The organism is Streptomyces sp. NPDC092296, assembly GCF_044755465.1.
Classification (GTDB): domain Bacteria; phylum Actinomycetota; class Actinomycetes; order Streptomycetales; family Streptomycetaceae; genus Peterkaempfera.
Genome location: NZ_JBIVRB010000009.1, coordinates 1 through 18335 on the forward strand (window position 1 = coordinate 1; position 18335 = coordinate 18335).

19 protein-coding genes and 1 pseudogene are annotated in these 18335 nt (G+C 73.1%); 10 read left to right on the forward strand and 10 right to left on the reverse strand.

Annotated features, from left to right (window positions below; translation table 11 throughout):
* Window positions 1-337, reverse strand: a pseudogene (locus ACIQGZ_RS20005) (hypothetical protein); the annotation flags it as partial.
* Window positions 338-474: 137 nt separating this feature from the next.
* A complete protein-coding gene (locus tag ACIQGZ_RS20010) occupies window positions 475-1491 on the reverse strand; it encodes a transcriptional regulator (protein ID WP_402603427.1) in 1017 nt (338 codons plus the stop codon).
* A gap of 738 nt (window positions 1492-2229) precedes the next feature.
* Here ACIQGZ_RS20010 and ACIQGZ_RS20015 point away from each other — a divergent pair.
* On the forward strand, window positions 2230-2505 hold the full coding sequence (locus ACIQGZ_RS20015; RefSeq protein WP_402603428.1) for a hypothetical protein: 276 nt from the start codon (window positions 2230-2232) through the stop codon (window positions 2503-2505).
* Window positions 2493-2912, forward strand: a complete 420-nt coding sequence (locus tag ACIQGZ_RS20020; protein ID WP_402603429.1) for a hypothetical protein — start codon at window positions 2493-2495, stop codon at window positions 2910-2912. Before ACIQGZ_RS20015 ends, ACIQGZ_RS20020 begins: the two co-directional genes overlap by 13 nt.
* 721 nt (window positions 2913-3633) lie before the next feature.
* On the opposite strand, the gene ACIQGZ_RS20025 is transcribed toward ACIQGZ_RS20020, so the two are convergent.
* Window positions 3634-3903, reverse strand: a complete 270-nt coding sequence (locus ACIQGZ_RS20025) for a GntR family transcriptional regulator (RefSeq protein WP_402603644.1) — start codon at window positions 3901-3903, stop codon at window positions 3634-3636.
* Between the two features lie 780 nt (window positions 3904-4683).
* On the opposite strand from ACIQGZ_RS20025, the gene ACIQGZ_RS20030 reads away from it, so the two are divergent.
* The gene (locus tag ACIQGZ_RS20030) at window positions 4684-4896 is read left to right on the forward strand and encodes a hypothetical protein (protein WP_402603430.1); all 213 of its coding nucleotides are present in this window, start codon (window positions 4684-4686) and stop codon (window positions 4894-4896) included.
* 239 nt (window positions 4897-5135) lie between these two features.
* Window positions 5136-6110 (forward strand): fibronectin type III domain-containing protein, encoded by a 975-nt coding sequence (locus tag ACIQGZ_RS20035; protein WP_402603431.1) that lies wholly within the window; start codon window positions 5136-5138, stop codon window positions 6108-6110.
* A gap of 21 nt (window positions 6111-6131) precedes the next feature.
* Here the strand turns inward: ACIQGZ_RS20035 and ACIQGZ_RS20040 are convergent, their stop codons facing one another.
* Both ACIQGZ_RS20040 and ACIQGZ_RS20045 read right to left on the reverse strand, forming a co-directional pair.
* Complete coding sequence (locus ACIQGZ_RS20040) at window positions 6132-7328, reverse strand: cytochrome P450 (protein WP_402603432.1); 1197 nt, start codon at window positions 7326-7328, stop codon at window positions 6132-6134.
* Between the two features lie 125 nt (window positions 7329-7453).
* Window positions 7454-7651: a ferredoxin gene (locus tag ACIQGZ_RS20045; protein WP_402603433.1), complete on the reverse strand. Its 198-nt coding sequence runs from the start codon at window positions 7649-7651 to the stop codon at window positions 7454-7456.
* A 217-nt stretch (window positions 7652-7868) separates the two neighbouring features.
* Here ACIQGZ_RS20045 and ACIQGZ_RS20050 point away from each other — a divergent pair, with 217 nt between their 5' ends.
* Genes ACIQGZ_RS20050 through ACIQGZ_RS20060 form a run of 3 tightly spaced genes read left to right on the forward strand, consistent with a single transcriptional unit; the run spans window position 7869 to window position 9242 of the window.
* Window positions 7869-8417: a MarR family winged helix-turn-helix transcriptional regulator gene (locus ACIQGZ_RS20050; RefSeq protein ID WP_402603434.1), complete on the forward strand. Its 549-nt coding sequence runs from the start codon at window positions 7869-7871 to the stop codon at window positions 8415-8417.
* Between the two features lie 10 nt (window positions 8418-8427).
* Entirely contained in the window at window positions 8428-8793 is a 366-nt protein-coding gene (locus tag ACIQGZ_RS20055; RefSeq protein WP_402603435.1) for a bleomycin resistance protein, read from the forward strand.
* Entirely contained in the window at window positions 8790-9242 is a 453-nt protein-coding gene (locus ACIQGZ_RS20060) for a GNAT family N-acetyltransferase (protein ID WP_402603436.1), read from the forward strand. The genes ACIQGZ_RS20055 and ACIQGZ_RS20060 overlap by 4 nt, the downstream gene beginning before the upstream one ends.
* A gap of 71 nt (window positions 9243-9313) precedes the next feature.
* On the opposite strand, the gene argJ is transcribed toward ACIQGZ_RS20060, so the two are convergent.
* Window positions 9314-10489, reverse strand: a complete 1176-nt coding sequence (gene argJ / locus ACIQGZ_RS20065) for a bifunctional glutamate N-acetyltransferase/amino-acid acetyltransferase ArgJ (RefSeq protein WP_402603437.1) — start codon at window positions 10487-10489, stop codon at window positions 9314-9316.
* A gap of 423 nt (window positions 10490-10912) precedes the next feature.
* Here argJ and ACIQGZ_RS20070 point away from each other — a divergent pair, with 423 nt between their 5' ends.
* Together ACIQGZ_RS20070 and ACIQGZ_RS20075 are read left to right on the forward strand one after the other, a co-directional pair.
* On the forward strand, window positions 10913-11419 hold the full coding sequence (locus tag ACIQGZ_RS20070; protein ID WP_402603646.1) for a DUF1990 family protein: 507 nt from the start codon (window positions 10913-10915) through the stop codon (window positions 11417-11419).
* 131 nt (window positions 11420-11550) lie between these two features.
* Window positions 11551-12921 carry a GNAT family N-acetyltransferase gene (locus ACIQGZ_RS20075; RefSeq protein ID WP_402603439.1) on the forward strand — a complete coding sequence of 457 codons (1371 nt, stop codon included), beginning with the start codon at window positions 11551-11553 and terminating at the stop codon, window positions 12919-12921.
* Window positions 12922-13020: 99 nt separating this feature from the next.
* On the opposite strand, the gene glmS is transcribed toward ACIQGZ_RS20075, so the two are convergent.
* Window positions 13021-14847: a glutamine--fructose-6-phosphate transaminase (isomerizing) gene (gene glmS / locus ACIQGZ_RS20080; protein WP_402603440.1), complete on the reverse strand. Its 1827-nt coding sequence runs from the start codon at window positions 14845-14847 to the stop codon at window positions 13021-13023.
* A gap of 39 nt (window positions 14848-14886) precedes the next feature.
* Window positions 14887-15162, reverse strand: a complete 276-nt coding sequence (locus ACIQGZ_RS20085) for a hypothetical protein (protein WP_402603442.1) — start codon at window positions 15160-15162, stop codon at window positions 14887-14889.
* A 224-nt stretch (window positions 15163-15386) separates the two neighbouring features.
* Here ACIQGZ_RS20085 and ACIQGZ_RS20090 point away from each other — a divergent pair, with 224 nt between their 5' ends.
* Window positions 15387-16895 (forward strand): pyridoxal phosphate-dependent decarboxylase family protein, encoded by a 1509-nt coding sequence (locus ACIQGZ_RS20090; RefSeq protein ID WP_402603443.1) that lies wholly within the window; start codon window positions 15387-15389, stop codon window positions 16893-16895.
* Between the two features lie 80 nt (window positions 16896-16975).
* Here ACIQGZ_RS20090 and ACIQGZ_RS20095 read toward each other — a convergent pair whose 3' ends face one another.
* Window positions 16976-17542: a YbaK/EbsC family protein gene (locus ACIQGZ_RS20095; RefSeq protein ID WP_402603445.1), complete on the reverse strand. Its 567-nt coding sequence runs from the start codon at window positions 17540-17542 to the stop codon at window positions 16976-16978.
* A gap of 26 nt (window positions 17543-17568) precedes the next feature.
* A complete protein-coding gene (locus tag ACIQGZ_RS20100) occupies window positions 17569-18255 on the reverse strand; it encodes an O-methyltransferase (protein ID WP_402603447.1) in 687 nt (228 codons plus the stop codon).
* Between the last annotated feature and the right edge of the window lie 80 nt (window positions 18256-18335).

Below are 18335 nucleotides of genomic sequence, written 5' to 3' on the forward strand. Positions count from 1 at the left end.
CCGAGCGTGACCCGCGTCCATCTGCCCGGCCGGCCCCGGTGGCCAGATGCTCGTCCATCTCGGCCTCCAGCGCGGCCTGCATCAGGTGCTGGGCCAGCTCGGGCAGCAACCCGCCCTCGCCCATCAGCCGCAGTCCCTCCCCGCGGACCTTCTCGGCCGCGAGCGCGGCCAGCTCCTCCAGCAGCTCGCTGGACAGACCGTTCGGTGACACCGGCATCGACTTCACGTCGGCACCCTCAGCGCTCACGCCGACCTCGGCAAGCGACACGCTGTCCACGGTCTCGATCAGGTGACCAGCCGTCATATTCATCAGGCTCACTCCTTCGTGGAGACCCACACCTGATTCATGACACTCCCCCGATCTCCTCTCGGGCACCTGCCCCAGTACGCGCACGCTGCGTGAGACAGCAAGAGACCCCACCACGGCGGGGGTTCGTGGTGGGGCCTCGGGCAGCGCGCTCGGGGCGCGGCAGGCTACGCGGTGGCCAGGACGCGGGCTCGCTCGTTGAAGTCCGCGACCAAGGGGTGACTTCCGAAGGGGATCATGCGCCGTTGTACGTCCTGCACTGCTTCGATGGCGCGTGACGACTTGACTCGGCGGGCAAGGTCGAGCGTTCGGACGCTTGCCGAGTGGGCCGCCTCCAGGTCCCGGTTCTGCAAGTGAGAGACCGCAAGCGCCGCTTGTGACATGGCGCCACGACGGGCTCGATTCTGCGCACGTGCGTGCTGGATGGACTGCCGAGCGTGCTCCGCCGCGTTCTCTGCCTGTCCCAAGTCCCGGAAGGCGTTGGCGTGCTCACCGTGGAGATAGGCGGCATCGATGAACTTAGCCCATGCCGGTTCCTTGGCGTGGTCCACGCGGCTGAATGCCGACTCGGACTGTAGGATCGCACGGGCAGTAGCGGCCTTGTCCCCGAGTACGGCGAGCGCTCGCGCTTCCAGTGCCCAAAGGTCCGCCAGGCACGCGGCGGAGTCCACCTTTGCGAGCCCGTGCCGCCCTGCCTGGGCGAGCCGGCGCCCTTCCTCGGGGCTGCCTGTCAGCGTGGCCTGGTCGGCCATACCCGCGAGCACGTGAGCACCGAGGGCAGCGTCGTGCGATTCCTCTGCGAGCCGCAACGCTTGAATCAGGAAGCGTTGGGCGGTCCCGTGCTCGCCGTCGTCGTACGCCATCCATCCCAACAGGTACGTCTGTTCGGCCGTGGCAGCGCATAGCGCCCGCCGCACGTTGTCCGAGTAGGTGCGTCGCAACAGCGGGTAGACGTGCTCATTCATGTACTGCGTCAAGAGCAGTCGGCCCGAGCCTCCGCCCTGCATCACGTCCGTGTCTTGGAATGCGCTGAACATGTTTCGTACGTGCACGACGTCTTCAAGCCTGACTCGGGGGCCTGGTTCGGGCTTCTGATCAAGGGTGTTGAGCAGCCAGTCCCGTGACGGGCCGATACCAGCAGCAGCGGCGAAGGGTGCCGCCGCCAGGAACTTCCTGCGATCCATGTCCGCTCTCCCAAGCTCGGTCACCGACTCGACCGTCGAGGCCCAAGATGAGCTGTACGTCAGCGGGCGGTCAAGGTCGGGTTCCTCACCTAGCCCTAGGTCATACGTCGTGATGCGCCTGCCGAAGTGCTCTGAAAGCACATCGGCGATCAGCCCCGGCAGCGGAGCGCGCGGTTCCTGCCCGCCAAGCCATCGGCGGACCGCCGTTGCGTCCGGGCAGATGTGTGGGTGTCCAAGGCTCACCGCTCGGGCGTGCACGCGTCGTGCCAACTCACCCTGAGTCATAAGCGATCTGGCGAACGCGTCCGCTAACAGGTGATTCGGTTCGCGCATCGCGCCCGTCCTCTCGATGCCGGATCAAGTGCCAGGGTTTGCCACCCCTCATCAAGCTACCTCGGACGGCCTGTTGCCAGTTGGCTTGTCTAGCAACTCACCGGAGCGAAGGGGGTAGTGAATGCCTCAGCGTGACCCCGACACACAGAGAGCCCAGCCGGTCGAGGGCGGGCAGGATGAGCGAGAGCGACCGCAGGTCGGCGCTCTGGTACTGGACACCGGAGCGGACAGGGTAGGCGAGTACCGGAGCGCTAGCGCCCGTGGTTGGCTGCTGCGCCCGCCTGGCGGCGGCTCCTGGTGGTACGCGGACCCCGGCGATGTGCGGCCCGCTGGAGTGATAGAGCGGCTGCGGGCGGGGGCTGCCGTGGCCAATGCTGCCAGCCTGAGCCGTTGGACGGATGCGCTGTGACCCGCACCGTGTTCCGGTTCGTGGACCACACCGTGACGCCGGACACGGCTCCGGATGCGCCGCCGACGTGGCACCGGTTCCGCTGCCTGGGCGAGGACGAAGCGGGCCGGGCGTGCGGCGCGCAGTCGCCGGGCGGTGAGGACTTCGCGGCCGAGCAGCGCTGGACGTTCGAGCACTTCCGCGACCACCGCGACCACACCAGCTACGCGCAGGCCACCGAGCGACCGTGGCTGATCGTGCCGGGCAGGACGGGGGCGGCATGCCGACGCTGACCGCGTACTGGGGCGAAGTCATTGCGGAGGGGGCGCCGTACAGCCTCCCGGGGCGGGTCGTCCGGATCGTACTGGGTGAGCGCACCGCAGCAAACCGCCGCTTGGCGCTGCGCTGGCTGCGCGGCCAGGCCCACCGGATCGCGGACGGGCTGGACCCCGGTCCCGCCGGGATCGTCGGCACCTGCGTGAACCGGACGCCGAACGGACTCCCCGACGTGCCGCAGCAGTTACGGGACTGGTGCACCGACGACGACCGCCAGGCCGCCGCACTGGCGCAACTCACCCGGGGCGAACCCGTCGCCCTCGACATGGCCGACCACACCGGCCGCTACTACCTCGCGGTGTGGCCGATCTGCATCCCGGTGACCCTCTCTGACCTGCTCACCACCGCCCGCGCAGCAGTGTGACCCCGCGCCCCACAGACACAGGAGACGACCGACATGCGCCGCACACGAGGTGAAATACAGGCAGCTCGCGAAAAGGCGGTCGCCAGCAAGGCCGAGATCATCAGGCGGTACCGGGATGGTGAGTCGATGAAGTCACTTGGCAAGGCGTTCGAGGTGGACGAGACGTGGCTTGCGTCGCAGTTCGATGGCTGGGGCGAGCACCGATATCGGTGGACCCGATACCTCCCGCGACCTCCGTTCCCGCCGGTGGACCGCCTCACCCGGCCGGAGCGGAAACCCCAGAGCCCCCCAGGGACGGCAAGGCCCATGGCTGACACCTGATACTCCCGCCCCCTGCCGCCCGTCTGGGCGTTCTCGCAAAATCTCCCAATGATCGCGACAGGGGACGGGCCCCGCCCCGGCCGGCACGAGCTTTCCAGTCCCGCACTCAGCGGGGCGGGCTCCGCTCGATCGGACCGCCGACCGGGGCGGGTACCACCGCACAGCAGTCACCGAAGGCGCGTTGCCACTGTTCGGGGTCGTGTCCGTATGACCCCGGACGGCACCTGCCATATGTCCCGGGGCAGTTGGTCCGACCTGACCGGCTAACAGAGCCGCCCCGCCTGCCTTCCCCTCCCCAATACAGGCAGGCGGGGCCCTCAAGCAGTTCGCTAGGCCCCACACGAGCCCCGGCCACCACCGAGACGGAATGCCTTCCAGAGGTGGTCGGGGCTTCCGCGCGTCACGGCGCCGACTGCCCCCCGGACTGCTGCGGGGACTCGCCAGCGGACCGGTCAGCCACGAAGGACCCCATGCCGGGCTGAGTGGTGATCAACCCTTGCTCTCGCAGCTCTCCTATTGCTTTCCGCAAGGTCTTCCGGTTCACCCCGAACTCTGGCCCAAGCTGCATCTCCGACAGCAGGTGATGCGGCCCGTAGTCGCCACGTTCGATACGGGCGCGCAACGTCTCCGCAATCTGCTGCCACTTCGGGCGGTGGGGGTCGTACTCCATCACGAGCATGACCGTACCTGCCCGGGTCGGCCCGGCACGGCCAGGAATGACCACGGATAGCCATGGACAGGGGGGGACAGGCTAGCTACCGTCAGATGAGAAACGCCCCGACAGACCGCGTAGGACCGGTCCGCCGGGGCTCCGGCCGAACAGCTTTCTAGGAGCTGACCGACACATGCGCGATCTTATCGCCCGCGCCCTCATACGGGCGCTGCACTTGCTTACCTCCAGGAGTCGCCCCGGGCGACACGGGGCCCACCGGCTGCCGCGCCATGGTCGGGGGGCACCGGCGGAAGGCTTTACGCACCCGCCGATGGCGGGACCCGCGTCGGGCAAGTCCGGGGGGCCCCGGGACAGAAGGGCGGGCAGGCAGGAGCCTGCCCCGGTGCCTGGCCAGCGTACGGCCCCCCGAACATGCCCGACCCCACCCCCGACAGGACCCCGCCCAAAGCCTCCCGCCGCCGCCCGCTCGCAGGCTCCCCGCCCTGTTCCCCCGTTCTGCTCCCGCATCGGCCAGCCGATCCCCACGCACCTGCTTGTCCGCACAATGCCGCCCCGAGCCGAGGACATCCGGCTTGTGCGCCCATACGTGGAGGCTTGGGAGCGGACCCAAGAGCGGGAGAGGCAGCGCGAGCGGCGCACCGCAGCGGCTCTTGCCGCTATGGGCATTGACTACCCGTACCCCGCTCTGGCGGGGGTGCGGTGATCATGAGCGGTGCCGTCTTCGGAGCACCCACGTGCGGTGACCACCGCACAGCCGCCAAGACCGACCTTCCGTGTGTGCTCGACAGCAATCACCGGGGGGATCACATGGACGCCTACGGGCAGTGCTGGCCGCAGGTCACCCCTAAGAACTGCGTCCGGTGCAAGCAGCCCACCGACGGCCCGGTCCCCGTCCACACCATCGAACGAGCCAGCGGCCCGGCGTGGACCGTCTACGCCTGCCCGGACTGCGGCCCTCTGCTCACCCCCGGGACTGACCCCGACCGCTGATCAAGCACAGAACACAGATGCCCCCAGGCAGCAACGGCTGTCTGGGAGCACCTGATCTCTGCCAACCCGCATATCAAGCGTCTGACCTGGGTAAACTATGAATAGGGGAAGTACCTGCCCTGGGGGGGTTCGTTGCGTAGTTGCGCTTGTGTTCCCTGGGGTTGCCGGGAGTCTTGATCCGGGCCCGTCGGCTGTGGCATATATGTCTAGACCAATCATGGCGACCGGGAGGCACCATCGTGGCGCGGATTCGCGGGCTCGCCGTGCTCACCGGCGCCGCCGCACTGCTGTTGGCCGGGTGCGCGGCCGACCACCGGGACAAGCAGCCGCCCACCGCGCCGACCGCCGTCACCGCCCAGGCCGGCAGCGCCACCGCCGCCCATGTGATGTGGCAGCCGGCCACCGACAATGTGGCGGTGACCGGCTATCAGGTGTGGTCGGGCGGCGCCAAGGTCAAGGACGTTCCCGGTTCGCTGACCATGGTCGATGTCGCCGGGCTGCGCCCGTCCACCCGGTACGTCTTCACCGTCCGGGCCGTGGACGCGGCCGGCAACCTCTCGCCGCAGAGCACCGAGGCCACCGCCACCACGCTGTCGGCGGCCACCCAGGACGACCGGCCGCCCAGCCGGCCCACCGAGTTGCGCGGCCGGGCCGACGGACCCCGGGCCGCCGTGCTGACCTGGCGGAAGTCCAGTGACAACCTGGGGGTGGCCTCGTACGACGTCCTCCAGGGCGGGGTGAAGGTGCACAGCGTGGGCGGCGGCGGGACCACCGCGCGGATCACCGGGCTGCGGCCCGGGGTCGGCTACGCCTTCAGCGTCCGGGCCCGGGACGCGGCGGACAACGTCTCGCCGGAGAGCACCGCCGTGGACGTCACCACCCCCGCCGCACCGGGCGACGGCCCGAGCACCGCACCGACCGGACTGAGCGGCAAGGCCCGCTCGGCGGCCGACGGGTACTACCTCGACCTGGCGTGGACCCCGCCCGAGACCGGCGGCCAGGTGACCGACTACCAGGTCCACCTGGACGGAGCGCTCGCCACCACGGTGGTCTGGGGCGCGGGCCAACCCCAGGACCGGGCGAGCTACAGCCTCCCGATCGGCACCGAGCCGCATGCCTCCTACACCGTCAGGGTCCGTGCCCGGCTGCCCGACGGGGACTGGGGCGAGCTCTCCGCGCCGCTGACCGTCGCCACCGGCGCCCCCCGCCGCTGACCCCGCCCCCGCCGGGGGACGTCACCAGGCGACGGGCAGTTCGTGCACCCCGTAGACCACCATGTCCTTCCGGTACCGGATCTCCTCGAACGGGACGGCCAGCCGCAGGTCCGGCAGCCGCCGGAAGAGCGTCTCCAGCGCGATCTGGAGCTCCACCCGGGCCAGCGGCTGCCCCAGGCACTGGTGCACCCCGAAACCGAAGGCGACATGGCGGCGGGCGTCCCGGGAGAGGTCGAGCCCGTCGGCGTCCGGGAAGACCGCCTCGTCCCGGTTGGCGGTGGAAAGCATGCAGATGACCCCCTCCCCGGCGCGCACCGGGTGCCCGCCGACGACGGTGTCCTCGATCGCCACCCGGGGCAGCCCGGTGTGCACGATGGTGAGGTAGCGCAGCAACTCCTCGACGGCCGCCTTGACCTGGTCGGGTCCCTGGCGGAGCCGGTCCTGCTGGGCGGGGTCGCGCAGCAGGGCGAGGGTGGACAGCCCGATCATGTTGGCGGTGGTCTCGTGTCCGGCGACCAGCAGCAGCCGTCCCATGGCGGCCACCTCGCGCGAGCTGAGCGCGCCGCGCGCCGACAGCCGGCCGAAGATGCTCTCGTCCGGGTCGCTCCGCTTCTCCTCGGCCAGCCGGATCAGGTAGTCGAGCAGGTCGCGCTGGGCGCGGTCGACCTCCTCGGCGGCGGCGCTGGTGTCCAGCAGGATGCGGCTGCGGTCCTGGAAGAAGGCGTGGTCCTCGTACGGGACGCCGAGCAGCAGGCAGATCACCAGCGAGGGGATCGGCAGGGCGAACTCGGCGACCAGGTCGGCCGGCGGGTGGTGGGCCGTCATCCGGTCCAGGAAGTCATCGGTGATCCGCTGGATCTGCGGGCGCAGCGTCTCGGTCCGCTTGACCATGAAGTCGGCGGTGAGCATCCGGCGCAGTCGGGCGTGCTCGGGGTCGTCCATCCGGATGAAGCTCACATCGGTGGCGAGCACCTGGCGGTTGCGGGTGAGGAACGGGAAGCCGGGATGGGTGGCGTCGGCGCTGAACGCGGGGTCGCGCAGCACCGTCCGGACGTCCTCGTGCCGGGTGACCAGCAGGGAGGTCGAGCCGTCCCAGAGGGTGATCGGGGTGACCGGCCGCTCGCGCTGCGCCTGCTGGTAGGGCGGCGGCGGCGCGAACGGACAGCTGCCCCGGGCGGCGGGGTAGGCGAGGGGTTCGGCGGATTCCACGGTCGTCATCGCGGGGGTCTCTCCTTCGCGAACGGATGCGGGGCGCGATCGGATGCGGGGCGCGGACGGATGCGGGTGCGCGATCGGATGCGGGTGCGCGGCTGCCGGGCGGTCGGGCGGTCGGGCGGTCGGGTTCAGCCGTCGTGGACGGTGATGGCGCCGGCCGGGCAGAACGACGCGGCGTCGCGGACGGCCTGGTGCGCTCGGGTAGCGGGGGCGGGGTCGAGGAGGACGACGGTGCCGTCGTCCTCGGACTGGTCGAAGACCTCGGGGGCGGCCAGTACGCACTGGCCGGAGCCGCAGCAGCGCTGGGCGTCGATGCTGACTCTCACGGCGTTCGCCTCCTCGGGAGGGGCGCGGCGGGCACTCCTCGCAAGTTGTATAGGTCATGCCAAGGTAAATTAGCTGACTAAGGCAACTAACCTGCCGTCACATTAGCTCGCCCTCCGTATACACAGGAAGGGCGAACCGCCCCCCTCGCCCACTTTGGCCGGTTCGCCCCGGTGGCCCACCCCGCCCCCTTGCACCCGGACCGCTACAGTGCCCCGCATGCCGGAACCAGTCGTACGGGACACGACCGCCGCCCTGGAGCGGGTCCTGGCGTCGCTGTCCTACCTGCTCACCCGCTCGCAGGCACACGACCGGCAGGCGGCGCTGGCCGGGGTCGGGCTGAGTCGGCCGGACGCGCATCTGCTGCTGGCCCTGGAGAGCGGCGCGGGCGCCTGCCGGGTGGGCGACCTGGCCGACCGGCTGCTGGTCGAGGCGTCCCATGTGACCCGCCAGGTCGCCCGGCTCCAGGCCCGTGGCCTGGTCGAACGCTCCGCCGACCCGCTGGACCGCCGGGCCCGCCGGGTCGTCATCACACCACAGGGCACCGAGGTGCTGGCCCGGCTGCACCACGCCAACCGCGCCCTGCTCGAACAGGTCCTGCACGGCATCGACGACCCGGACCTCGCCACCACCGCCCGGGTCCTCAGCCGGATAGTCGAGCGCTACGCCCGCCGACTGCGCACCCAGGAGGAGCCACGGCCGCCGTCCGCACCGGAGCACGGGCCCGCCGACGTCCGGGCCGACAGCAGACGGGGGTTCGGCGCATAGGCTGTCGGGCATGACCACCTTCACCGCAGCCGCCGCGATCCTGCCGGTCAGCGACCTGGCCGGCGCGGCGGCGCACTACCGCGCACTCGGTTTCACCGTGGAGCCGTCCGGCTCCCAGTACGCCTTCGCCCGGCGGGGCGGGGCGACGGTCCATCTGGCCGTGGTCGACCGGATCGACCCCGCGACCAGCAACTCCGCCGTCTACCTCTCCGTGGTCGACGCCGACGTGCTGGCCCGGGAGTGGGCGGCGGCAGGCGTGGCCGGGCAGTTGGTGGACCCGGTCGGCACCCCGTACGGGATGCGCGAGGGCGCCCACATCGACCCCTGGGGCAACCTGCTGCGCTTCGGCTCGTCCGCCCAGCGGGTGCAGTCGTGATCGTCCGGGCGGCGCGGCCGGAGGAGGCCGGGCCGCTGAGCGAGCTGGCGCTGCGGTCCAAGGGGCACTGGGGCTATGACGCGGCGTTCCTGGCGGCCTGCCGGGCGGAGCTGACCCTGACGGCGGACCAGCTGGCGGCGCGGCGGACCCGGGTGGCCGAGGACGGCGGCCGGGTGCTGGGCTTCACCACCCTGGAGGGCGATCCGCCGGACGGGAAGCTGGGGATGTGCTTCGTGGCGCTGGAGGCCATCGGCCGGGGCGTGGGCCGGCTGCTGTTCGACCGGATGGCGGCCGAGGCCCGGACGCTGGGGTTCCGGCGGCTGACCATCGACGCCGACCCCAACGCCGAGCCGTTCTACCTGGCGATGGGCGCGGTGCGCATCGGCAGCACCCCCTCGGGCTCGATCCCGGGGCGGGTGCTGCCGCTGCTGGCGTACCAGGTGGTGTAGTCGCTCAGGTGGTCCGGGCGGGTGGTGCGGTCCGGTCAGGTGGTGCGGTCCGGTCAGGTGGTGCGGTCCGGTCAGGTGGTGTAATCCGCGTTGATCCGCACATACCCGGCGGACAGGTCGCAGCCGTAGACGGTGGCGGCGGCGTCGCCGGTGCCCAGCGCGACGGTGATGGCGACCTCCGGCTGCTTCATGATCTCGGTGAGCCGGGCCAGGGCGTCCTGGTCGACCTGGCCCGGGTAGACCTGGAGGCCGCCGAAGGCGACCCGGACCCGGGCCGGGTCGATGTCGATGTCGTCGGTGCACTTGCCGACCGCCATCACCACCCGGCCCCAGTTGGGGTCGGCGCCGTGTACGGCGGTCTTGACCAGCGGTGAGTTGACGACGGCCTTGGCGACCCGCTTGGCCTGGTCGCGGTCGCGCGCCTCGCCGACGGTGACCTCGATCAGCTTGGTGGCGCCCTCGCCGTCGGCGGCCAGCTGCCGGGTGAGGTCCAGGCAGACCTCGGTCAGCGCGGCGGTGAAGGCGTCGGGGTCCACCGGGCCGGCCGCGCCGTTGGCGAGCAGCGCGACGGTGTCGGAGGTGGAGGTGTCGGTGTCCACGCTCAGGCAGTTGAAGGTGGTGCCCACGGCGGCGCGCAGCGCGGCGTCCAGCCGGTCGGCGGGGACCTCGGCGTCGGTGGCGAGGTAGGCGAGCATGGTCGCCATGTCGGGCTCCAGCATGCCGACGCCCTTGGCGACGCCGACGATCCGGGCGTTGCCGACCCGGGCGGTGGCGGTCTTGGGGCGGGTGTCGGTGGTCATCATCGCGGCGGCGACGTCCAGCGGGGAGGCGGTGCGCCGTACGGGCCACCGGGCGGCGGCGGTGGCGAGCGCGTCGCGTACCGGGTCCATCGGCAGCGGGCGGCCGATGACGCCGGTGGAGCCGATCAGCACCTGCTCGGCGGGGACGCCGAGGGCGGCGGCGGCCAGGGCGGTGATCTCCTGGGCATCGCGCTCGCCCTGCTCGCCGGTGGCCACATTGGCGTTCTTGGCGACGGTGACCACGGCCCGGGTCCGCCCGGCGGGGGCGTGCCGGCGGTTGACCACGACGGCGGCGCCCGCGAAGAGGCTGCGGGTGAAGACGGCCGCGCTGGTGCAGGGCCGGTCGGAGGCGAGCAGCGCCAGGTCGTCCCCCTCCTCGTCGCGCAGGCCGATCCGTCCCGTCCAGGCGTGGAAGCCCTGCGGCCAGCCGTTGGGTGCGTCGGTCATGGGGCGCTCCTCTGCGTCGTGATTGCATAGGTATTCTGACTTACGCATAGCTTGCCGGGGCAGGGTGGTGACCGCAAGCGACTTGTCCGCCACCCACCGGCGGGTCGCACCCAAGATCCGGGTTAGTGTGGGGGCGGGGAGGGGGTGCACCATGACCGTGCTGGTGAACCTGGGCGTGGCACCGGGGAGACCGCCCGCCGCGCCGGGTCCGATCGGGGGGCCGGGGGCGTCGCGGCGCGCGACACGCGTCGCGGCTGCCGTCCGCGCGACACCGCCGGCGGCCACCATGGTGGCTGCGCCCGGCGTCCCACACCCACCGCCGACCTGGACGGTTGCCGCGCGCGGCGCCGTGAACGCGCCGGGTGCCGCACTCCGCGCGCTGCCCGCCCGGCGCCGACCACAGGAGGCCCAGCGTTGACCGAGCTGACCGGATTCACCTACCCCGAGGTCGGCGCCACCGCCACCGAGCCGCTGCCCGGCGGCTACCAGCACCTGCGTCACCGGATGCTGCTGGGCCACGGCCGGGACGTGCTGGAGGCGGCGGGCGCGGCGGTGCTCGACTGGCGGATGCACCGGGCGATGGGCGTGAAGATGTACACCCCCGCCGAGCGCGCCGCACCCGGCGTCGGCGTCGACGTGGCGCTGGGAGTCGGGCCGCTGCGGGTCCTGGCGCCCTGCCGGGTGGTCTCCACGCTCACCGGGCCGGACCGCTTCGGCTTCGCGTACGGGACGCTGGCCGGCCATCCGGAGTGCGGCGAGGAGGCCTTCATCGTGGAGATGGGCCCGGACAAGGCCGTCTGGCTGACGGTGACCGCCTTCAGCCGACCGGCCCGCTGGTTCACCCGCGCCGCCGGGCCCGTGGTGCCGGTCGGTCAGCGGCTGTACGCCAGACGCTGCGGGCAGGTGCTGCGGCGGCTCGCCATCGGCTGAGTGCGCCCCCGCCGCCCCCTCCGCTCCCACCAGTAGCCACGCACAACACCCTAGAAGGTCATGAAAAGTCCTTTACCGTCTGGTCATCAATCGTTCGTGATCGTGAAACACCAGGGCGGCAGCCTGATGCCATGGACCACCTGTCGAAGCACCACCGCTGGCGCCGGGAAGCCGTCGAGCTGTCCGCCGTCTTCCTCGCCGTCGCAACCGCCGACCTGGTCGCGGGAGTCGTGGTCCACGGCCACGACGGACCCGCGCTGCTGCTCGCCTCGGCCGGAGCCCTGCTCGGCACGGCGCTGTGCCACCTGGGGTGGGCGCACCGCCGCGGGCACGCCCCGCCCGGTCCGGACCCCACCGCCGGGCCGGTGGCCCCGGTGAGCGCGGTCGGACCCGAGCCGGCCGGGGGCGGCATGCTGTGGCGCATCCGCACCACCGTCGCGGACACCCCCGGCAGCCTGGCGGCGCTATGCGGCGCGCTCGCCCGGCTGCGGGTGGACATCGTCACGCTACAGACCCATCCGCTGGCGACCTGCACCGCCGACGAGCTGCTGGTCCGGGCGCCCGCCGAGCTGCCGCGCGCCGAGCTGGTCGGCGCGGTGCTCGCGGCGGGCGGCCGGGACGCCTGGATCGACCGGGCCGACCCGCACGACCTGGTGGACGTGCCGACCCGCATCCTGGGGCTGGCCACCCGCACCGCGCTGGACGCCGCCGAGCTGCCACTCGCGCTCCGCCAGCTCTTCGGCCCCTGCGCCATCCGCTCGCTGCCCGCCGTGCCGGACGACCCCGCCGTCCCCGCCCAGGCGGACGGCCCGGCGGCGGGCTCGGCGGACGGTACCGTGCTGCGGCTGCGCGACCCCGGCGGCGGCGTGCTGAAGCTCTCCCGGCCGCACCTGCCGTTCACCCCCACCGAGTACGCCAGGGCCCGCGCCCTGGTGGAGCTGGACGCGGTGCTCGGCCCCCGGCTGCCGGCCCACCGGGAGACCGTCACCCTGACGGCGGGCAGCGAGGTCACCGTGCGCCGGGCCGGCCCCGACGACCGGCAGGCCGCGCTGGAACTGCACGGCCGCTGCTCGGCGGAGACCCTGCGCCGCCGCTACCACGGCCCGGTCGGGGACGCGGACCGCTACCTCGCCCATCTGCTGGACCCCCGCCACGGGCAGACGCTGGCCGCCGAGCTGCCCGACGGGCGGATCGTCGCGCTGGCGCACCTGCTCTGGGACGGCGACAGCGCTGAGGTCGCGCTGCTGGTCGAGGACGGCTGGCAGCAGCGCGGGCTCGGCGGCCGACTGCTGAGCCGGCTGGTCGCGCTGGCCGCCGAGGCGGGCATGGCGGAGGTCTACGCGGTGACCCGGTCCTCGGACACCGCGATGGTCGCGGCGATGCGGCGGCTGGGGGTGCCGCTGGACTACCACGTCGAGGACGGCACCACGGTGGTCACCGCGCACCCGGTGCGGCCCGCCGAGCGGCTGGCGCTGCCCCGGTCGGGCGACCCGCTGGGCTGACAGATCGCCGGGCTGACGGGCCCGCTGGGCTGACGGCCGTCGGTACGGGCGGGGGCGCCGCCCCCGCCCGTACCGCTCTCCCGGTCGCTCCTCCCCCGGTCACTCCACGGTGACGCTCTTGGCCAGGTTGCGCGGCCGGTCGACATCCCGCTCCAGGGCCACCGCCGCGTGGTACGCCAGCAGTTGCAGCGGGATGCCCAGCAGCAGCGGGTCCAGCTCGGGTTCGTTCTTCGGCACCACGATGGCGTCGTCGGCCAGCCGGGGGTCCGGCACCCGGTGGCCGACCGCCAGCACCCGGCCGCCCCGGGCGCGGATCTCGCCCAGCGTGGTGAGGTTCTTGTCCAGCAGCTCGTCATCGGGCACCACCGCCACCGTCGGCAGCTCCGGGCCGATCAGAGCCAGCGGACCGTGCTTCAGCTCGCTCGCCGGATACGCCTCCGCGTGGACGTACGAGACCTCCTTGAGCTTCTGGGCGCCCTCCCGGGCCACCGGCCAGCCGCGCACCCGGCCGATGAACATCATGCCGTCGTGCCGGGCGTACTCGGCGGCGAGCGCGGCGATCCGCTCCTCCTGGGCGAGGATCTCCCGGATCTGGCCCGGCAGCGCCGCAAGCCCGGCGCAGATCCGGCGGCCGTCGGCGGGCGACAGGTCGTGGACCCGGCCGAAGTGCAGCGCCAGCAGCGCGAAGGCGACCGCCGTGGAGGTGAACGCCTTGGTGGAGGCCACCGAGATCTCCGGCCCGGCGTGCAAGTAGAGGCCGCCGTCGCACTCGCGGGCGATGGCGCTGCCGACGGTGTTGACCACGCCGAGCACCCGGCCGCCCTTGCGCTTGATCTCCTGGACCGCCGCCAGCGTGTCGTAGGTCTCGCCGGACTGGCTGACCGCCACATACAGCGTGTCGGCCTCGATCACCGGGTTGCGGTAGCGGAACTCCGAGGCGGGTTCGGCATGGGCGGGGACGCGGGCCAGCTCCTCGATGAGCTGGGCGCCCATCTCCCCGGCGTAGTACGCGGAGCCGCAGCCGAGGATCTTGACCCGGCGGATGGCGCGCAGCGTACGGGCGTCCAGGTCGAGACCGCCCAGGTGGGCGGTGTGGAAGCGGTTGTCCAGCCGGCCGCTCAGGGTGCGCTCCACGGCGGCGGGCTGCTCGTGGATCTCCTTGACCAGGTAGTGCCGGTGGCCGCCGGTGTCGTACGAGCCGGGCTCCCAGTCGACCGTGGAGGGCACCTTGGCGGTGGTCCTGGCGTCCTCGGTGAAGGTGCGGAAGCCGTCGGCGCGGACGGTCGCCAGCTCGCCGTCGTCCAGGTGGACCACCTGGCGGGTGTAGCGGACCAGGGCCGCGACGTCGGAGGCGGCGAACATCTCCTTCTCCCCGATGCCCAGCACTATGGGGCTGCCGTTGCGGGCCACCACGATCCGGTCCGGCCGCTCGGCGTCCAGCACCGCGATGCCGTAGGTGCCGACCACATGGGCCAGCGCACGGCGGACGGCGTCCTCCAGTTCGACGCCTTCGGCGGCGTGCGCGGCCACCAGGTGGGCCAGCACCTCGCTGTCGGTCTCCGAGGCGAAGGCGGTGCCGTCGGCGGTGAGCTTGGCGCGCAGCTCGTCGGCGTTCTCGATGATGCCGTTGTGCACCACGGCGATCCGCCGGCCACCGTCCAGATGCGGGTGGGCGTTGGCGTCGTTGGGTTCGCCGTGGGTGGCCCAGCGGGTGTGGCCGATGCCGGCCGTGCCCTTGAACCGGGCGGGCATCGCGGCGGCGAGGTCGGCCACCCTGCCCCGGGTCTTGCGCAGCTTCAGCCCGCCGGAGCGGCCGCAGACCGCGACCCCGGCCGAGTCGTAGCCCCGGTACTCCAACCGCTGGAGGCCCTCCAGCAGGATGGGGGCGGCGTCCTTGGGGCCGATGTACGCGACGATTCCGCACATGCGGGGCTCCTCCTGGTGTGCTGGTGGTGGAAGCGGCTCTCAGCCGTAGACGATGCGCCGCAGCTGCCGGGCGGACAGCTCGGGGGCGGCGACCCGGCGGGCGGGCAGCTCGTCCGCGATCCGGCCGAAGATCTTCTCGTTGGTCAGGCCACGCGCCTGGAGTTCGCCGTGGCGGCGGCGGACGTACTCCTCGGTGCTCTCGGAGAAGTACGCCAGCACCTCTGCGATCACCCGCGCCGCCTCGCCCGGTGCCAGCGGGCTGGTGCGGGTGAGGTGGGCGAGCAGGTCCTCATGGGGGTGCGGTGGGTGGGGCACGGAGCAAGAGCCTAGGCATTCCGCGACCGGAAGGCCAAGATTTCTGCCCGAATTCGGGCAGGGGAGGCGCCCTTTCGCTCCCCTGGCGACAGTTCGACCCCGGCGGGCGGCCGGGCCCACCCGGTCGGTGCCACCCTCCGGCGCGTACGATCGACAGCGTCCGCAGCGCCGACGACGCCGCCCCGGGACGCGTACCGCCCTCTCCACCGCCTGGAGCACCGACGTTGAGCCAGACCCCCGATGCGCAGACCCCCGATGCGCGGACCCCCGATGCGCGGACCCCCGATCGGCAGTTCCCCGGTGAGGGCCTTCCCGGTGAGGACTTCCGGGCCGCCGCCCGCGCGGTGGCCGACCTGGCCGCCGACTACCTCGGCGCGGTGGCCGACCGCCCGGTGTGGCAGCCCACCGACGACGCCGGGCGCGACCGCCTGCTGAACGCCCCGCTGCCCGCCGGGGGCCGCCCGCTGGCGGAGCTGCTGACCGCGATCGAGGACGAGGTGCTGCCCTACCCGATGGGCAACGGGCACCCCCGCTTCTTCGGCTGGGTGAACTCCGCGCCCGCCCCGGCCGGTGTGCTGGCCACCCTGGCCGCCGCCGCGATGAACCCCAGCTCGGCCGGGGGCGACCACGCCGATGTGCACCTGGAGCGGGCGGTGGTGCGGTGGATCGCGGAGCTGGTCGGCTTCCCGCACCGGCCCGGCGCGGGCATCCTCACCTCCGGCACCTCGATGGCGACGGTGCTCTGCCTGGCCGCCGCCCGGGGCCGGGCGGCCCGCGAGGACGGCTGGGACGTGCGCGCGGACGGCCTCGCCGGGATGCCGCCGCTGGTGGCGTACTGCACCGGCGAGACCCACTCCTGCGTACGCAAGGCCGCCGAACTGCTGGGCATCGGCAGCCGCCGGCTGCGGACGGTCCCCACCGACGCCGACGGGCACCTGGACGTGGCCGCGCTGCGCGGCGCCGTGGCGGCCGACCGGGCGGCCGGACTGCGGCCGTTCCTGGTCGCGGCCTCGGCCGGCACCGTCAACGCCGGTGCGGTGGACCCGATCGACGCCATCGCGGACGTCTGCGCGGACGAGGGGCTCTGGCTGCACGTCGACGGCGCGTACGGCGCCTTCGGCGTGCTGGACCCGCTGATCGCCCACCGCTACGCGGGCATGGAGCGCGCCGACTCGCTCGCGCTGGACCCGCACAAGTGGCTGGGCGTGCCGGTGGACTGCGGGTGCGCCCTGGTCCGGGACGCCGCCGAGCTGCGCGGCACCTTCAGCCTGGTGCCGCCGTACCTGCGCGACGAGGAGTCCGGCGGGCTGGGCTGGTTCTCCGAGTACGGCATGGAGCAGACCCGGCCGTTCCGCTCGCTCAAGGTCTGGGCGACCATCGCCCACCGGGGCCGGGACGGCATCGCCGCCGACATCGCCCGCTGCACGGCGCTGGCCCGGCGGCTCGGTGAACTGGTCGAGCGGGACCCGCTGTTGGAGCTCGCCGCCCCGGTCGAGACCTCCATCGTCGCCTTCCGCCACCGGGCGCCGGGGCTGCCGCCCAAGGCCGTGGACGCGCTCAACCACGACCTGCCGACCGCCGTGCAGCGGCGCGGCCGGGCGTTCGTCACCGGCACGGTGCTGGGCGGGCACGAGGCGCTGCGGGCCTGCCTGCTCAACCCCGCCACCACCGAGGCCGACCTTGCGATCCTGCTCTCCGAGGTCCACGCCGCAGCCGCCGACCTCGCCCGGTAGCCGGGCCGCGCCCCCCGGGGCTCACCCGGGGGCGCGGGGAACCGCGCGAACAGCCGCCGCCGTCAGGCGGCAACGCGTCGTCAGCCGCCGACCGGGACGCCCAGTCCTGCCAGCACCTCCGCGCCGGGCAGCCCCGCCAGGGCCTTGCCCGGCAGCAGCAGCTTGGAGCGGCGCAGCCCGCTGCCGATGACCAGCCAGGGCGCCTCGGCGGCGGCCGCGTCGACCAGCAGCGGCCAGTCGGCGGGCAGGCCGACGGGCGTGATCCCGCCGTACGCCATGCCGCTGCGGCTGACCGCCTCGTCCATCGGCGCGAACGACGCCTTGCGCGCCCCCAGGTGACGGCGGACCACGCCGTTGACGTCCGCCCGGGTGCTGGCGAGCACCACGCAGGCGGCCAGCGTCACGGTGGAGCCCCGCTTGGCCGCCATGACCACGCAGTTGGCCGACTCCTCGGGGCGCACCCCGTAGGTCTCGCAGAACACCGCCGTGTCCGCCGCGTCCGGGTCGGTGTCGACCACCAGGACCGATTCCACCGGCTCCGGGCCGCGCCAGGCGGCGAGCGCGGCGCCGACCGGTCCGGCGACCAGGTCGGGGCGGTCGACGGCGGGCCAGGCCCCGGCGAAGGTGCCGATCGGTGCGCTGTCCATGGCGCGCTCGTACGCCGGGCCGGCCGTCACGACTCACCGCCGGCGGGGGTGTGGACCAGGGCCAGGGTGAAGCCGTCGTAGCCCTTGCCGCCCACCGTCTGCACGGCCGTCGCGGTGACGCCGGGCTCGGCGGCGATGAGCTCGTTGAGCCGCCGTACGCCCTGCACCGACGGGTCGGGGCTGTCGGGGTCGACCACGGCGCCGCCGCGCACCACGTTGTCCACCACGATCACCGTGCCGGGGCGGGCGAGCTTCATCGCCCAGCGGAAGTACTCGGCGTTGCTGGGCTTGTCCGCGTCGATGAAGACCAGGTCGAACGGGCCGTACCCCTGCGCGGCCAGCTGCGGGAGGGTGTCCGCCGCCCGGCCGAGCCGCAGCTCGATCCGGTCCGCCAGACCGGCCCGCTCGAAGTTGGCGCGGGCGACCTCGGCGTGCGCCGGGTCGATCTCCAGGGTGACCAGCCTGCCGTCCTCGGGGAGCGCGCGGGCGAGCCAGAGGGTGCTGTAGCCGCCGAGGGTGCCGATCTCCAGGATGCTGCGCGCCTGCTGGACCCGGGCCAGCAGGTGCAGCAGCTTGCCGTGGTTGGGCGAGACGTTGATGGCGGGCAGTCCGGCGGCGTCGCTCGCCGCCAGCGCCTCCTCCAGTACGGGGTCGGTGCCGACCAGGGCGCCGGTCAGGTACTGGTCCACTGCCGTCCACTGCTGCTGCGTCATGACGCTCCTTCTCCGGCTTCTCCAGCGGGATCACTCAGCGCCCATCATCACCGACGGCGCGCCCGCGCCGCGCCCGCCCC

Excerpts from the sequence above, each read along its gene's own strand:
- ACIQGZ_RS20050 (WP_402603434.1), top strand. The coding sequence starts at position 7,869 with ATGCCGGAACCAGTCGTACGGGACACGACCGCCGCCCTGGAGCGGGTC.
- ACIQGZ_RS20095 (WP_402603445.1), bottom strand. The coding sequence starts at position 17,542 with ATGGACAGCGCACCGATCGGCACCTTCGCCGGGGCCTGGCCCGCCGTC.
- ACIQGZ_RS20020 (WP_402603429.1), top strand. The coding sequence starts at position 2,493 with ATGCCGACGCTGACCGCGTACTGGGGCGAAGTCATTGCGGAGGGGGCG.
- ACIQGZ_RS20075 (WP_402603439.1), top strand. The coding sequence starts at position 11,551 with ATGGACCACCTGTCGAAGCACCACCGCTGGCGCCGGGAAGCCGTCGAG.
- ACIQGZ_RS20040 (WP_402603432.1), bottom strand. The coding sequence starts at position 7,328 with ATGACGACCGTGGAATCCGCCGAACCCCTCGCCTACCCCGCCGCCCGG.
- ACIQGZ_RS20055 (WP_402603435.1), top strand. The coding sequence starts at position 8,428 with ATGACCACCTTCACCGCAGCCGCCGCGATCCTGCCGGTCAGCGACCTG.
- ACIQGZ_RS20025 (WP_402603644.1), bottom strand. The coding sequence starts at position 3,903 with ATGGAGTACGACCCCCACCGCCCGAAGTGGCAGCAGATTGCGGAGACG.
- ACIQGZ_RS20010 (WP_402603427.1), bottom strand. The coding sequence starts at position 1,491 with ATGGATCGCAGGAAGTTCCTGGCGGCGGCACCCTTCGCCGCTGCTGCT.
- ACIQGZ_RS20100 (WP_402603447.1), bottom strand. The coding sequence starts at position 18,255 with ATGACGCAGCAGCAGTGGACGGCAGTGGACCAGTACCTGACCGGCGCC.
- glmS (WP_402603440.1), bottom strand. The coding sequence starts at position 14,847 with ATGTGCGGAATCGTCGCGTACATCGGCCCCAAGGACGCCGCCCCCATC.
- argJ (WP_402603437.1), bottom strand. The coding sequence starts at position 10,489 with ATGACCGACGCACCCAACGGCTGGCCGCAGGGCTTCCACGCCTGGACG.